This is a genomic window from Fontimonas sp. FW305-C-3 (genome assembly GCF_058783185.1).
On record NZ_JBYSYK010000001.1, the window covers coordinates 941,780 to 955,610 of the forward strand.

General features: G+C 66.7%; 13 protein-coding genes. 2 read left to right on the top strand and 11 right to left on the bottom strand.

All coding sequences use genetic code 11. The features are described 5' to 3' along the window. The first annotated feature begins 243 nt into the window (after positions 1-243). Complete coding sequence (locus tag AC3WUF_RS04425; RefSeq protein WP_492422807.1) at positions 244-1,077, top strand: glutathione S-transferase family protein; 834 nt, start codon at positions 244-246, stop codon at positions 1,075-1,077. Here AC3WUF_RS04425 and AC3WUF_RS04430 read toward each other — a convergent pair. The 6 genes from AC3WUF_RS04430 to AC3WUF_RS04455 all read right to left on the bottom strand — a co-directional run bounded on the left by AC3WUF_RS04430 (position 1,074) and on the right by AC3WUF_RS04455 (position 6,368). Beyond that, positions 1,074-2,954: an ATP-binding cassette domain-containing protein gene (locus tag AC3WUF_RS04430; RefSeq protein WP_492422809.1), complete on the bottom strand. Its 1,881-nt coding sequence runs from the start codon at positions 2,952-2,954 to the stop codon at positions 1,074-1,076. The two genes, AC3WUF_RS04425 and AC3WUF_RS04430, sit on opposite strands and share 4 nt — an antisense overlap. 30 nt (positions 2,955-2,984) lie before the next feature. Next, positions 2,985-3,383: an OsmC family protein gene (locus AC3WUF_RS04435; RefSeq protein WP_492422811.1), complete on the bottom strand. Its 399-nt coding sequence runs from the start codon at positions 3,381-3,383 to the stop codon at positions 2,985-2,987. A 12-nt stretch (positions 3,384-3,395) separates the two neighbouring features. After that, positions 3,396-4,331 (bottom strand): pirin family protein, encoded by a 936-nt coding sequence (locus AC3WUF_RS04440; protein WP_492422812.1) that lies wholly within the window; start codon positions 4,329-4,331, stop codon positions 3,396-3,398. A gap of 55 nt (positions 4,332-4,386) precedes the next feature. After that, entirely contained in the window at positions 4,387-5,256 is an 870-nt protein-coding gene (locus tag AC3WUF_RS04445) for a pirin family protein (protein WP_492422814.1), read from the bottom strand. 63 nt (positions 5,257-5,319) lie between these two features. Beyond that, a complete protein-coding gene (locus AC3WUF_RS04450) occupies positions 5,320-5,718 on the bottom strand; it encodes a DoxX family protein (protein WP_492422816.1) in 399 nt (132 codons plus the stop codon). 35 nt (positions 5,719-5,753) lie between these two features. Then, a complete protein-coding gene (locus AC3WUF_RS04455) occupies positions 5,754-6,368 on the bottom strand; it encodes an FMN-dependent NADH-azoreductase (protein WP_492422818.1) in 615 nt (204 codons plus the stop codon). A gap of 108 nt (positions 6,369-6,476) precedes the next feature. Here AC3WUF_RS04455 and AC3WUF_RS04460 point away from each other — a divergent pair, with 108 nt between their 5' ends. After that, positions 6,477-7,391 (top strand): LysR family transcriptional regulator, encoded by a 915-nt coding sequence (locus AC3WUF_RS04460; RefSeq protein ID WP_492422820.1) that lies wholly within the window; start codon positions 6,477-6,479, stop codon positions 7,389-7,391. A gap of 26 nt (positions 7,392-7,417) precedes the next feature. On the opposite strand, the gene rsgA is transcribed toward AC3WUF_RS04460, so the two are convergent. The 5 genes from rsgA to AC3WUF_RS04485 all read right to left on the bottom strand — a co-directional run bounded on the left by rsgA (position 7,418) and on the right by AC3WUF_RS04485 (position 13,778). Then, positions 7,418-8,482, bottom strand: a complete 1,065-nt coding sequence (rsgA, locus tag AC3WUF_RS04465; RefSeq protein ID WP_492422822.1) for a ribosome small subunit-dependent GTPase A — start codon at positions 8,480-8,482, stop codon at positions 7,418-7,420. Between the two features lie 46 nt (positions 8,483-8,528). Continuing rightward, on the bottom strand, positions 8,529-9,914 hold the full coding sequence (locus AC3WUF_RS04470) for a sensor histidine kinase (protein ID WP_492422824.1): 1,386 nt from the start codon (positions 9,912-9,914) through the stop codon (positions 8,529-8,531). Continuing rightward, positions 9,911-10,591 carry a response regulator transcription factor gene (locus AC3WUF_RS04475; protein WP_492422826.1) on the bottom strand — a complete coding sequence of 227 codons (681 nt, stop codon included), beginning with the start codon at positions 10,589-10,591 and terminating at the stop codon, positions 9,911-9,913. Before AC3WUF_RS04475 ends, AC3WUF_RS04470 begins: the two co-directional genes overlap by 4 nt. Further along, positions 10,572-12,662: an LTA synthase family protein gene (locus tag AC3WUF_RS04480; RefSeq protein ID WP_492422828.1), complete on the bottom strand. Its 2,091-nt coding sequence runs from the start codon at positions 12,660-12,662 to the stop codon at positions 10,572-10,574. The genes AC3WUF_RS04475 and AC3WUF_RS04480 overlap by 20 nt, the downstream gene beginning before the upstream one ends. Positions 12,663-12,737: 75 nt before the next feature. Beyond that, the gene (locus AC3WUF_RS04485; protein ID WP_492422830.1) at positions 12,738-13,778 is read right to left on the bottom strand and encodes a 1-aminocyclopropane-1-carboxylate deaminase/D-cysteine desulfhydrase; all 1,041 of its coding nucleotides are present in this window, start codon (positions 13,776-13,778) and stop codon (positions 12,738-12,740) included. Positions 13,779-13,831: the final 53 nt, after the last annotated feature.

Consider the following 13,831-nt stretch of genomic DNA (forward strand, 5'->3'; position numbering starts at 1 on the left):
CGCGGACATTAGCCGGGATGCCTCGCGCTGACCAGTGCGCGGTTCATCGAAGGTTCGCCGGACAGGGTTTATCGTCTCCGGACAACAGCATGAAACGCCCTGTCGCGCAGTCTTGGCGCGACGTTTGCTTGTCACTTTCAGGCGCTACGGTGCCGCCGTTGGGGTGTAGGCGAACTGTCAGGGCACACGGAGATCAGGATGACCGCACACGCGCAGCAGAGGGGATCAGGGACTGATCCGGCAATGACGCTGTATACCTTCGCCGCCTCGCAATCGAGCGAGAAAATCCGCTGGGCGCTGGATGCGGTGGGACTGCACTACCGCGAACACCGCTTGACGCCTTTCCTCCACTACGCCGGCTCGCTGAGCATCGGCGGCAGCCAGGGCGTGTCGCTGCCGACCCTGCAGGCCGATGGGGTCATGATCCAGGACAGCACACGGATTCTCGAATGGCTCGAGACGCATCGCGCGCCGTTTCCGTTGATTCCGCAGAATCCGGAAGAACGTGCTGCCGCGATGCAGGTCGAGGCGCATTACGATCACATCGCACCGCACATCGTGCGCTGCGTCTACGCCACCTTGCTGGAATCCCCCGAGCTGGTGCGGCGCCTGTGGGCGCTGGATGCCAGCCTCGGCGAAGCCGCGCTGATGCGCATCGGCTACCCGGTGCTGCATCGCATCTTCCGTCGCGGCCTCGGTCTGACGCCGGCGCTGATCGAACATTCGCGGCGCGTGGTTGATCGCACGCTGCGCGAACTCGACCGTCAGGCTCAGAGCGGCAAGGTCTATCTGGTCGGCACGCATCTGAGCGTGGCGGACATCACCGCGGCTTCGCGCCTCGCGCCACTGGTCTGCCCGGACGAGCATCCGGTGTTTTCCGATCCGGAATATCGCGACGCGCTCGCGCCGCTGGCCTGCCCTTGGCAGGCGCGGCCCGGCATCGCCTGGGTGCGCGAGATGTATCGCGTGCATCGCCGTGCCCGGCCGCCGCATGTACTGGATGCCGCGCCCAGCGCCGTCGAGGCATTTCATGCACCGGCAGCGCCGCTGCGCCGCGCCAGCGGTCGTCGCGCTTAAGGCGCCTGCGCGGTCTCCAGCGCTTCGGCGGCGCTGAGCCATTCTTCCTCGACCGCCGCGAGGCGGCCGCTGAGTTCGCGCTGCTCGCGCTGCAGCTGCGCGATCTCGCCCGGCTTTGCGGTCGCGTAGAGCGCCGGATCGGCGAGTTTGGCGTCGATCTTCGCGATGTCCTGCTGCAGCTTCGCCATCTGCGTGTCGAGTTTCTTCACCGCATCGCGCAGCGGCTTGATCTGCTCGCGCGAGAGGGCGGCGCTGCGACGCTGCTCCTTCGGCCCGTCGACCGCGCGCTGCGGTCGCGCGCCGTTGTCGTCGCGGTTCGACAGCCAGCGCGCGTAATCCTCGAGGTTTCCGTCGAAAGGTTCGCAGCTGCCGTTGGCGACGAGCCAGAAATCGTCGCAGGTGGCACTCAGCAGATGACGATCGTGCGAGACGACGATGACCGCGCCTGCGTACTCCGCCAGCGCCGTCTCCAACGCGTGACGCATGTCGAGATCGAGGTGGTTGGTCGGCTCGTCGAGCAGCAGCAGATTCGGCTGCTGATAGACGACCATCGCCAGTGCCAGGCGCGCCTTCTCACCGCCGGAGAACGGCGCGACCGCCTCGAAGGCGCGATCGCCGCGGAAATTGAAGCCGCCGAGAAAATCGCGGATCGCCTGCTCGGTCGCCAGCGGATTGAGCCGGCGCAGATGCAGCACCGGCGAGGCCTGCGGATCGAGATACTCCAGCTGATGCTGGGCGAAGTAGCCGATGCGCAGATCCGGCGCGCGGACAGCCTGGCCGCCGAGTGGCGCCAGCTCGCCCGCCAGCGTGCGCACCAGCGTTGATTTGCCGGCGCCGTTCGCGCCGAGCAGGCCGATGCGGTCGCCCGGCGCGATCTGCAGGCGCAGGTTGCCGAGCACGGTGCGCTGCGGATAGCCGGCGGAAGCCTTGTCGAACTTGATCAGCGGCGAAGGCAGCTTCTCCGGCACCGGGAATTCGAACGAGAACTCCGAATCCCAGTGCGCCGGCGCGACCAGCTCCATGCGTTCCAGCGCTTTGACGCGGCTCTGCGCCTGGCGCGCCTTGGTCGCCTTGGCCTTGAAGCGGCGGATGAAGCTTTCCAGATGCGCAACGCGCGCCTGCTGCTGGGCGTAGGCCGCGGCCTGCAGGCGCAGCTTCTCGGCGCGTTGCAGCTCGAACGCGGAATAGCCGCCGGTGTAGAGCACTGCCGACAGGTGCTCCAGGTGCAGCGTGTGCGTCGTCACTGCGTCGAGAAATTCGCGGTCGTGCGAGATCAGCAGCAGCGTGCCCGGATAGTTTCCGAGCCAGCTCTGCAGCCAGATGACGGTATCAAGATCGAGATGATTGGTCGGTTCGTCGAGCAGCAGCAGGTCGGAGCGGCACATCAGCGCGCGCGCCAGGTTCAGGCGCATGCGCCAGCCGCCGGAGAAACTTGCGACCGGCTGATCCTGCTGCTCGCTGGAAAATCCCAGGCCATGCAGCAGACGCCCGGCGCGTGCGCGCGCCGCATAGCCGCCGATGGTGTTCAGACGCTCGTGCAAGGCGCCGATCTTCAACGCGTCGTGCGCGGCTTCGGCCTGTGCCAGACGGCGTTCCAGATCGCGCAGCTCGGCATCTCCATCGAGCACAAACTCGATGGCCGGATCCGCCAGCGCCGGGGTTTCCTGTGCGACGGACGCAATCGTCAGATGGCGCGGCACGCTGATCTCGCCGCGATCCGCCTGCAGTTCGCCCATGAAGGCGGCGAACAAGGTCGACTTGCCGGTGCCGTTGCGGCCGACCACGCCGACATGCCAGCCGGCATACAGCGTGAAGCTCGTGTCTTCGAGCAGGGTGCGGGCGCCACGGCGCAGCGTGGCGCGAGTCAGGGAGATCATGCCGCGCAGTTTAGGGGAAAGCGGCTCCGCTCAGGCGCGTCTCGTCGTGATGTTCGCACCGGCCTTGACCGTCAGTGTCACCGGCGTCTTCTCGGCAATCTCCAGCAGGCGCTGCCACTGTTCGTCGCTGAGCGCTGCATCGCTGCTGAGCTGGCGTTCGATGGAGGCCACGCCGTCGGAATCCTTGTTCAGTTGCAGTGCCACATGCAGCTTGCCGATGTTCCATTGCTTGCGCTCGGCGTACATGGATAGCGTCATGCTGGTGCAGGCGCCCAGGCCGGCGAGGATGAACTGGTAGGGCGCCGGGCCGGCATCGGCACCGCCGGCCTTCGCAGGTTCGTCGGCCGTCAGTGCATGGCGACCGGCCTGGATGTCCTGCTTGTACGGCGCATTGCCGCCGCTGACTTCAACTCTGGCGATTTCTCTCATGGGTCGGATCCTTCAGGTCTTGCGCGTCCAGGGAACGGGCGGCGCGGTCAGCGGCTTGCCCGGATAGCCGTGCACTTCACCGAAGCCCCGGCCGGCGTTCCAGTCGTCGGTAAAGCGTTCGATGTCAGCCTTGTTGCGGCCGATGAAGTTCCACCAGATCAGCAGCTCGTCGGTGTACGGCGTGCCGCCGATCAGCAGCGTGCGGGAAGCGCCGTGGCTGGTCAGCGACGCGGCATCGGCGCCGACCGGCAGATACAGCAGCTCGCCAGGGCCGACAGTTTCCTCGCAGAACGTCACCGAACCTTCGAGCACGAGCACGCCGTGCTCGAAGTCGCGGCGCAGTGGCAGTTCGATGCTGGCGGCCTTGCCGCTCAGCAGTTCGAGGCCGAGCAACGGCGAGTAGACCTTGACCGCTGAGGTCAGCCCACCGAATTCACCGGCGAGCAGGGTAATGCGAAAGCCGTCGCGATCCAGCGATGGCACGACCGCGTAGTGCTCGAACGCCGGCGCGATGTCGCGATGACTGTCCGGCAGTGCAATCCACAGCTGCGCGCCGTGCATGATCGGCGAGCGCTCGGACGGCGACTCCTCCGAATGCGAGATGCCGCGGCCGGCGGTCATCAGGTTGATCTGGCCAGGGCGGATCAGCTGCTCGTAGCCGAGGCTGTCGCGATGCAGGATTTCGCCGGAGATCGGCCAGGTGAAGGTCTGCAGGCCGGTGTGCGGATGCGGGCCGACGCGCATGCCGTCGCCGTGCGTGATGTCGAGCGGGCCGAAATGATCGAGGAAGACCCAGGCGCCGATCGTCTTGCGTACCTGCGCCGGCAGCGCGCGGCGGATGCGCATGCCTTCGCCCAGCACCGACTCGCGTGCGGCGATGCGTTGCAAGGCGGGCCGCGCGCATGGCTGCGCGCGGTTCGGATTCTCTGCGGTATCGGTGCTGCTCATCGTGCATCTCCCGTGATTGGTTCCCTCTCCCCGCTTGCGGGGAGAGGGAGGCAAGCTACGCAGCCAGCTTGCCGCGGCGGTAGTCATCGATCGCCTGTTCGATCTCTTCGCGCGTGTTCATCACGAACGGACCGTACTGGACGACCGGCTCATGCAGCGCCTTGCCGGCGATCAGGATAAACCGCGTGTCTGCCTGCGGCGCGCGCACCTGCACTTCATCGCCATCGGCTAGCACGCCGGCGGCATAGGTGTTCAGTGTGCGCGCCGCATCGCCGCCGACTTCCAGCGCGCCTTCGTAGACGTAGATCAGCGCGGTGTGCCCCGCCGGCACTGGCAGCGTCTGTTGCGCACCGGCTGGCAGGCGGACGTCGAGATACAGCGGATCGGTCGCCATCGTGCCGGCCTGCGGATTGATCGGGCCGCTCACGATGCGGCCATCGATCAGCGGATAGCCGGCAATGACCTTGATCGTGCTGCCGTCGGCGAGCGTCGCCACCGGAATCTGATCCGCCGGAATGTCGCGATAACCGGCCGGCTTCATTTTTTCCTTGGCCGGCAAGTTGATCCACAGCTGAAAGCCGCGCATGCGGCCGCTTTCCTGCTGCGGCATCTCCGAGTGGATCACGCCGCGGCCGGCGGTCATCCACTGCACGCCGCCGCTCTTCAGCTCGCCGACATTGCCGAGATGATCTTCGTGGCGCATGTGGCCGTCGATCATGTAGGTCACGGTTTCGAAGCCGCGGTGCGGATGCGGCGGGAAGCCGGCGATGTAGTCGTCCGGATTCTCGGTGCCGAACTCGTCGAGCATCAGGAACGGATCCAGGCGCAGGCCGGGCATGGAGCCGACGCTGCGGCGCAGCTTGACGCCGGCGCCGTCCGAAGTCTCGACGCCGGGGATGACCTGATTCAACTTGCGAGTGGACATGTGATTCTCCAGTGACTGCGGGCCTCGCGGCGCGCAGGGTGATAGAGCGTGTGCGGTGAAGACCTACTTCTTGAACAGCTTGGCGTCGAGGCTGATCGCGCCGGCGCCGTGGGCAACCAGGAACAGGAAGCCGCCGGCCATCGCCAGGTTCTTCATGAACATGATCTGCTGAATCTGATCGGCGCCGCCGTGGAACAGCACCGCCGAGACGATGCTGAAGATCGCCAGGCCAAACGCCGCGAGACGCGTCAGCAGGCCGAGGATGATGGCCAGGCCGCCGCCGAGTTCGACGAAGATCACCAGCGGCAGCAGCGCGCCGGGCACGCCGACCGACTGCATGTACTGCTGGGTGCCTTCATAACCGCCGATCTTCGACCAGCCGGCACCGACGAAGATCAGCGCGATCAAGAGGCGGCCGGCGAGCAGGATCCAGGGCTTCAGGGTTTCAAGTGTGTTGTTCATGGCATTTTTTCCTTGAGGTGAATGTGGAGCCGCGATCAGGCGGCAAGACGGTCGATCTGCGTATGCGCGGCGTCCAGTGCCTCGCGGCGGGGCGCGTCGCCCATATTGAGGCCTTCGGCGTAAACGAACTCGACGTCGCTCATGCCGAGGAAAGCGAGGAAGTCGCGAACATGACCGCTCTGCGAGTCCTTGCTTGTGCCCAGATAGCGGCCGCCGCGCGCGGCGAGCACGTAAACCTTGCGGCCACCGAGCAGGCCTTCCGGGCCGGTCGCGGTGTAGCGGAAGGTGACACCGGCGCGAGCGATGTGATCGAACCAGGCCTTGAGCGTCGACGGAATGCCGAAGTTGTACATCGGCAGGCCGATGACGACGGTATCGGCGGTCCGCAGTTCTTCGATCAGCGCGTCGCTTTCGGCGGCAACGGCCTGCTGGGCGGCGCTGCGTTCTTCCGGCTTCGTCAGGAAAGCCTGGAAACGTTCGGCGGTCAGGTGCGGCAGCGGCTGGGCGGCGAGATCGCGGACGACGACGCGGCCATCCGGGTGCTTGAGCTGCCAGGCGGCCACGACCTGCTGGGCGAGCTGCGAGGACTGGCCGTTTTCGGCGAAGAGGCTGGAGTTGATCTGCAGGAGAGTAGGAACTGGGTGACTCATGGCGCGTGCTCCGTTGGTGAGGTGCCCTTGGGCGTGACGCCATTAAACGATTGTCGAATTAGATAAAAAAGCGCAATATTTCGGCCTAATCAATCCAATAATTAGATAATGAGCGGTCCGAAGATCAGCCTTGAGCAGTGGCGCGCGCTGATTGCCGTCGTCGATGCCGGCGGATATGCCCAGGCGGCCGTGGCCCTGCACAAGTCCCAGTCCGCGGTGACCTATGCGGTGCAGAAGCTGCAGACGCTGCTCGGCGTTCAGGCTTTCGAGATTCAAGGCCGCAAGGCGGTGCTGACCGAAGCCGGGCAGGTTCTGTACCGGCGCGGGCTGGCCCTGCTCGAAGAAGCGACGCGCCTGGAACGCGCGGCGACGAACCTCGCGCAGGGCTGGGAGCCGGAGCTGAGCCTCGCGGTCGAGACGATCTTTCCGACCTGGCTGTTGCTGGATTGTCTCAACCGCTTCGCCGCGGAACGCCCGGAAACCCGCATCGAGCTGTACGAGACCGTGCTCGGCGGCACTGACGAAGCCGTGCTCGAGGGCCGCGCGGATGTGGCGATCGCCTCAAGGATTCCGGTCGGCTTCAGCGGCTCGCGGCTGCGCCGCATGCGTTTCGTCTGCGCCGCCGCGCCGCAACACCCCTTGCATCAGCTCGGCCGGCCGGTCAGCTACGAAGACCTGCGGCGTCATCGCCATCTGGTGATCCGCGACTCCGGTACGCAGCGCACCCGCGAAGGCAACAACTGGCTCGGTGCCGAACAGCGCTGGACCGTTTCCAACAAGGCGACGTCGATCCGCGCGGCGACGCTCGGCCTCGGCTTTGCGTGGTACGCGGAAAACATCATCCGCGACGAACTGGCGCGCGGTGAGCTCAAGGCGCTGGAAATCATCGAAGGCAGCGAGCGCTTTGCCGAGCTGTATCTGATACTGCCGCAGCAGGACGCCAGCGGGCCCGGTGCCCGGCGCCTCGCCGAACTCATTCGTGAGGGCGTCGCGACGCTGTGCGTGGAAGAGGAGGAAGCCTGAGTCTGCGGCCGGTGCTGCAACGAGTGCTATTTCTCGTCGCGATCCTTGTACAGCTTGCGCAGCGATTTCTGTACGACCTTGTCCTGCTGCTTCTTGTCGCGCTTCTGCAATTGCGTGCGTTGCGCGAGCGCGACTTCGGCGCTCAGCTTGCGGAAGTTGCCGAGACGCGCCGGATCGACGACATCGCGCACCGCGCAGCCGGGCTCGCTCAGATGGCGGCAATCGCTGTAGCGGCAGCCGGCGGCGAGCGCGTGAATCTCTTCGAAGCCCGACTCCTGCAGTTGTTCGGCACCGGTCAGCTGCAACTCGCGCAGGCCCGGCGTATCGATCAGGCAGGCGCCGCCGCCCAGGCGCAGCAGGCGCCGCGCCACCGTCGTATGACGGCCGCGCGCACCGAGTTCGCTGACCGCGCCGGTCGCCTGGCTCTGATCGCCGAGCAGGGCATTGGCAAGCGTGGACTTGCCGACGCCGGAGGAGCCGAGCAGCACCAGCGTCTGGCCGCGCTCCAGCCACGGCGCGAGCTGCGCGCACAGTGCAGGATCGCGCACGTCGCCGGCAAACACCGGTGTGTCCGCACCGGCGAGGCTGCGAATGGTCTCCAGCCGCGCATCGAGCTCCGGGCACAGATCGGCCTTGCTCAGCACGATGACCGGAAAGATTCTTGCGCTGCGCACGAGCGCAAGGAAACGCTCTAGGCGGTTCGGGTTGTAATTGTCGTCGAGGCCCATGACGAGCAAGGCGGTGTCGACGTTGGAGACCAGCGGCTGTCGCTCGCCGTTGTCGCGCCCGCGTGCGATCAGGGTCTCGCGCGGTGCCAGCGCCATGATCAGCGGCGTGCCGCTGGACGGCGTTTCCCACAGGCACCAGTCGCCGACGACGGTGGTATCGCTGCCGTCGCGTTGCTTGGTCGCCAGCGGTGGCGCGAGCATCGCGCTGAAGCGGGTCTCGCCGTCGTCGACTTCGAAACGATCGCGATGCACGGCGACGACGCGGCCAACGAGCCCGGCGGTCTGCAGGCCCTGCAGCGCCTGCACCTGGCGTTGGTTGAAACCGATCCGCGTCAGCGATTCGAATGAAGAATTGAGATCCATGAGTGGCGACAGTATCGCCCATGCAGGGTGCTGCCGCCGTGAACGCTCATTCCGTCATCGGCAATCGCAGCAGCAAATGGCCGCCGCGCATGCTGGGTTCGGCGCTGACGCTGCCGCCGTGCAGCTGCGCCACGGCGCGGACCAGACTCAGGCCGAGACCGTGGCCGGGCGTGTGGCGTGCCTGGTCGCCACGGACCATGCGATCGAAGATGCGCTCGCGATCAGCGGTGGCAATGCCGGCCCCCTGGTCGGTCACGCTGAGCAGGGCCCAGCGATGTCCTTCGTCTTCGGCAATCTCGACGCTGACGTCGATGGTCTGCCGGCGCACGCCGTACTTCACCGCGTTGTCGATCAGATTGATGGTGCTCTGGAACAGCAGGTTGCGATCCCCCCGGATGACGATTGGCTGATCCGGGCCGCGCAGGCGCAGATTCATCTGCTGCTCGGCGGCTTCGGCCTCGTACAGGGAAACCGCATCGCTGGCGAGCATGCGGAGATCGACGCAGACGAACTGGCGCGCCTGTGCGCCGGACTCGATCGTCGCCAGCTGCAGCAAGGCACGGAAGCTGCCGAGCACCTGATCGACTTCGCGCAGATTTTCCTGCACCCAGGGTGCGAGATCGGCAGCGGCCGGCGGGGTGGTCAGCGCCGCTTCGAGGCGTGCGCGATGGCGGGTCAGCGGCGAGCGCAGATCGTGAGCGATGGCGTCGGTCGTGCCGCGCACGCCTTCGATCAATGCCTGGATGCGATCCAGCATGCGGTTGAGCGTCGCGGTCAGCGCGTCGAACTCGTCCCTGGAGCCGCGCTGCGGAATGCGGTGATCGAGATCGCCGTCGATGATGCGTTCGGCGCTGCGGCGGATCATCGCAATCGGCCGCAAGGCCGTGCGATTGACCAGCGCGCCGGCGATGATCGACAGCACGAAGGCCAGCAGCAGCGCGATGCCGGCAGTGCGGTAGATGTCGTTCATGACGATCCGGTGCTCGATCGTGTCGAAGCCGGCGAGCACGCGGCTGCCATCGGGCAGGCGTGCCGCCGCGATCAGCCATTGCGTCGACGGCGAATGCTTGGGGTTGTCGAGCTGCAGGATGCGGCCGTCGGTGCCGAGCCCCTCGGGCCATGTCGGCCAGTTTCCGGCCAGCCGGCGTCCCTGTGGATCCTCGAGCCGGTAGATGCGGCCGTGATCGGTGAGGATGACCTTACTGCGCACGTCGATGAAACCGCTGACGCCTTCCAGTCCATCGATCTCGTAGTCGGCGACGAGAACCTCGAGTTCGGCGACCACGTCGTCGTCGATATCGTGGCGCAGATCGTTCTCGATCAGGGTCACGATCAGCGCGATGACGCCGGCGGCGGCGAGCGCGAATATCAGCGCGTGCAATGCGGTCAGCTGCGTCGCCAGGCCGATCTTCAGATTGCCCTGCAGCTTCACCCGACGTCTCCGAACAGGTAACCGGCGCCGCGCACCGTCTGGATCAGCGACTTTCCGCCGGGCAGATCGATCTTGCCGCGCAGCCGGGAGATGTGGACGTCGATGATGTTGGTCTGCGGATCGAACTGATAATCCCAGACGCCTTCGAGCAACATTGTCCGCGTGACGACCTGGCCGGCGTGCAGCATCAGGTATTCGAGCAGGCGGAATTCCTGGGGCTTGAGCTCGATGGCCTGGCCGCCGCGGTGCACCGTGCGTGCCAGGCGGTTCAGTTCGAGGTTGTCGCAGCGCAGGACCGTGCGCGCCACGTGGGTATCGCCGCTGCGTCTGGCGATGGCTTCGATGCGCGCCAGCAGTTCGGGCAGCGCGTAGGGTTTGACCAGGTAATCGTCGCCGCCGGCCTTCAAGCCGCGAATCCGGTCGTCGACCTGGCCCAGCGCGGAGAGGATCAGCACCGGCGTACGATTGCCGCTGGTGCGTAGCGCCGCGATGACGGCGAGGCCGTCCATCTGCGGCAGCATGCGATCGACGATCAGCAGGTCGTAGGGCGCGGCGCAGGCGCGAAACAGGCCATCGCGACCGCCGTTGCTGCAATCGACGACATGACCCGCCGCGGTCAGGCCCTTCAGTGCGAGCTGTGCTTGCTCTTCGTCGTCTTCAATCAGCAGCAGCCGCATGGTCCGCCCCATGACCCGCGCGCGGATCGGGGCGGGCCTTCGTCAGCGGCATCATAGTGCGCTGCAGCGGGGACGAAGAAGTCGAATGGTGTTGCGCCGGCCCGGCAAGTTCCACCCGCGGAACCCGGTAGCCGCCGTGATCGTAGAGCCAGCCCGGCAGCGAGACCTTGCCGAGCATGTTGCTGCGCATGGCGCTGTCGGACGGCGCTGCGGCAAGCAGGCTGCGGTCGGCAGGGTTCACGCGCCAGGTTTCGGCGCGCCCGCCTGGGTACAACACCGACAGACTGTCGCCCTCCAGCCAGGCGAAGCGATTGTCGAACTGCATCAGCGCGCGCGGCCGGCGGCCGTCCGCCACGCCGAACTCGGGCAGCATCGCGCTGAGGTCGTAGCCTGGGAACGGCACATTGGCGTCGACGCCCATCAGCGACAGCAGCGTCGGCGCCAGATCGATCTGACTGGCCAGGCTCTTGATCGTCATTGCAGGAATGTCGGCGCCGACGATCAGGCCGGGAATGCGGAAGCGCGGCAAGGGAACGACGTCATCGCCGTAGACGCGGATGTCGTGATCGGCAACGACCATGACGACGGTCGATTCGAACCACGGCTCCTTGCGCGCCGCGTCGAGGAACTGGCCGACCGCATGGTCGGCGTAGCGCACCGCGCCTTCGAGCGTGCCGGGTTGGTCATGCTCGGCGGGCAGGCGGCCGAGCGGAAATTCGAACGGCGTGTGATTGGACGACGTGAAGACGAGCTGGAAAAACGGTTTGCCTTCCGCGTGCATCGCGCCGACCTGCTTGAGCGTCTGGTCGAACAGGTCTTCGTCGGAGACGCCCCAGCTGCCGCGGAATTTCGGATCGACGTAGTCGTGCTCGTCGAACACGGTATCGAAGCCGTTGCCGAGGAAGAAGCCGCGCATGTTGTCGAAATGCGAGCCGCCGCCGTAGGTGAAACCGGTGCGATAGCCGGCGTCGCGCAGCACGCTGGCCAAGGTCGTGAAGTTGGTCTGCGCACGCTCGCGCTTGAGCACCGGCTGCGCCGGCGAAGGCGGGAATCCGGAGACGATCGCTTCGAGGCCGCGCGCCGAGCGCGTGCCGGTCGCGTACAGCGACTCGAACCAGATGCCGGAATCCGCCCAGCGATCGAGGTTGGGCGTCAGACCGCGGCCGCCGAGGCGGCCGGAGAAATCGGCGCCGAGGCTTTCTTCGACGACCAGCACCAGATTCAGCGGCTGCGCGCGCTGGCGCGTCGGCTGCAGGCGATGCAGCGTCGGCGTGGCTGCAGGCGCGTTGACGTAGCGCGGATCCTGTCGCAACCAGGCGCGCAGCTCGGCTTCGGGCAGCTTGCCGTAGATTTCGCCGACGTCGCGTTCGTGACGCAGCGCGTACGCCGCATAGCCGATGCTGTAGGTGCTGTTGAGCGCGATCTGGTTGACCAGCGAATCGCTCCAGCGCGCGAACAGCGCCGGATTCGCCGGCCGATGGTCGAGCGTGCCGCGGATCAGCAGCGTCGTCAGCGCGATTGCCAGCGGCCACAGCAACAGCAGGCCGAGACGGCGCGGTGCCGGCACCACGCTGGAACGTACCCAGCGCAGCATCAGGTACAGGCCGACGGCCAGCGCGCCCAGGCCGACGAGCAGCGAGGTGCGGAACGCCCCCCACAGCATGCCGCCGACCTCATGCAGATTGCCGAGGTAATCGAGTGCCAGATGATTCGGACGCAGCTCGTACTCGCCGACGAAGGACGGTGAACTGAGCTCGAGGATCAAGGCGGTGAGGATGAAGCCGGCCAGCCACAGCCGCGCGAAGCGCGTCCACAGTGCCTGCGTGCGCGGCCAGGCGGCCAGCGGCAGCAGCAGTACCGGCACGCTGAGCATCCAGCCGAGGGTGATGAAGTCCACCCGCAGGCCGATGCCCAGCACGTCGGTGAATTCGCCAGCGACGCGCGACGGAAACTGCGCGGCCAGGACCAGACGGCCGGCAGCCCACACCAGCAGCGCGACAACGCCGGCCTGGAGCAGCAGGAGCAGGGGATGTTTACCGGCGACCGCGGTCGCCCGAGTACGGATTTGCATGCAGTGACTATGGGCACTGCGCCGATCAAGCGAACTGGTTGCTGGATGAACGTTTGTTCATGCACGCCGGACGGTTCAATCCGGCGGCAGCAGGAAACCCCTCAGCCGGTCCGGCGGCAGCGGCGCGACCGTGGCCGGCCGGCCATGAGCGTTGAAGGTGTGCCAGTAAAGACTCGGGCCAGGCAGGTTGCCCGCGGCCTTCATCGCGTACAGCGCCGCCAGCGCCTTGCCGGAGTAGGCGCTGTCGCTGCAGGCGCCCGTTGCCGCCTCGAAGCGCTGCATGGCGGCCCTGGTCTCGGCGGTTGGCACCGCGTAGCCGCTGCCAAAGTATTCGTTGTGAATCTCGATCGCGGCGATTTTTGGCGGTACCGCGGCCGGCTCGATCCGATCCAGCAAGGCCAGCGTGCGCCCGGTCAGGGCTTGCAGTTTGGCGTCGCTCGCAAAGCCGGGGCCGACGACCTGAACCGCGATGATCCGCGTTGGCAACTGCGCCAGGCCCAGGCCGATCGCCAGGCCGGCCACCGTGCCCATGCTGCTGAAGGCGACGATCAATTGCTGCGGTACCGGCATCTCGCCGGCGTCGATCTGCGCGCGCAGTTCGAACGCCGCGTTGACGAAGCCCAGCGCGCCGAGCGGGGTCGAGCCGCCGGGCGGAATCCAGCGCGGCACGCGGCCGGCCAGCGTCAGGCGCAGGCTGCGAGCCGCCGCGCGCACGGCAACCGCCGCTTCGCTGTGGCCGACGCCGAGCTGTGCGCCGCTGTGCAGCGCGGTGGCGAGGTTGTCGGCCACATACGGCGCATTGACCTGCGGCAGCAGGAAGGCATGCGTGCGCAGGCCGAGCTTGCGGCCGTGCCAGGCGGTGGCGGCGACGAAATTCGAGCCCGAATAGCCGAACGTGATCAGGTCGTGCCGACGATCCGCGCGCGCAGCGCCCAGCAGCAGATCGAGCTTGCGGATCTTGTTGCCGCCGTAATCGGTCGCGCTGAGATCGTCGCGCTTGACCCAGATGTCGTCAGCATCGGACAGCCGCTGCAGCGGCGTGGGCCCGCGCAGCAGGCCGGCCTGAGGAAATATCCCCAGTGCGGGAAAGGCATCGAACAGGGGGTAGCTACTCATGACAGCGCATTGTGACCCCGGTTGAATAGGCTGCGGAAGTGCGACGAAGAACG

Excerpts from the sequence above, each read along its gene's own strand:
- AC3WUF_RS04440 (WP_492422812.1), bottom strand. The coding sequence starts at position 4,331 with ATGAGCAGCACCGATACCGCAGAGAATCCGAACCGCGCGCAGCCATGC.
- AC3WUF_RS04485 (WP_492422830.1), bottom strand. The coding sequence starts at position 13,778 with ATGAGTAGCTACCCCCTGTTCGATGCCTTTCCCGCACTGGGGATATTT.
- AC3WUF_RS04445 (WP_492422814.1), bottom strand. The coding sequence starts at position 5,256 with ATGTCCACTCGCAAGTTGAATCAGGTCATCCCCGGCGTCGAGACTTCG.
- AC3WUF_RS04455 (WP_492422818.1), bottom strand. The coding sequence starts at position 6,368 with ATGAGTCACCCAGTTCCTACTCTCCTGCAGATCAACTCCAGCCTCTTC.
- AC3WUF_RS04480 (WP_492422828.1), bottom strand. The coding sequence starts at position 12,662 with ATGCAAATCCGTACTCGGGCGACCGCGGTCGCCGGTAAACATCCCCTG.
- AC3WUF_RS04475 (WP_492422826.1), bottom strand. The coding sequence starts at position 10,591 with ATGCGGCTGCTGCTGATTGAAGACGACGAAGAGCAAGCACAGCTCGCA.
- AC3WUF_RS04425 (WP_492422807.1), top strand. The coding sequence starts at position 244 with ATGACGCTGTATACCTTCGCCGCCTCGCAATCGAGCGAGAAAATCCGC.
- AC3WUF_RS04435 (WP_492422811.1), bottom strand. The coding sequence starts at position 3,383 with ATGAGAGAAATCGCCAGAGTTGAAGTCAGCGGCGGCAATGCGCCGTAC.
- AC3WUF_RS04450 (WP_492422816.1), bottom strand. The coding sequence starts at position 5,718 with ATGAACAACACACTTGAAACCCTGAAGCCCTGGATCCTGCTCGCCGGC.
- AC3WUF_RS04460 (WP_492422820.1), top strand. The coding sequence starts at position 6,477 with ATGAGCGGTCCGAAGATCAGCCTTGAGCAGTGGCGCGCGCTGATTGCC.
- AC3WUF_RS04430 (WP_492422809.1), bottom strand. The coding sequence starts at position 2,954 with ATGATCTCCCTGACTCGCGCCACGCTGCGCCGTGGCGCCCGCACCCTG.
- rsgA (WP_492422822.1), bottom strand. The coding sequence starts at position 8,482 with ATGGATCTCAATTCTTCATTCGAATCGCTGACGCGGATCGGTTTCAAC.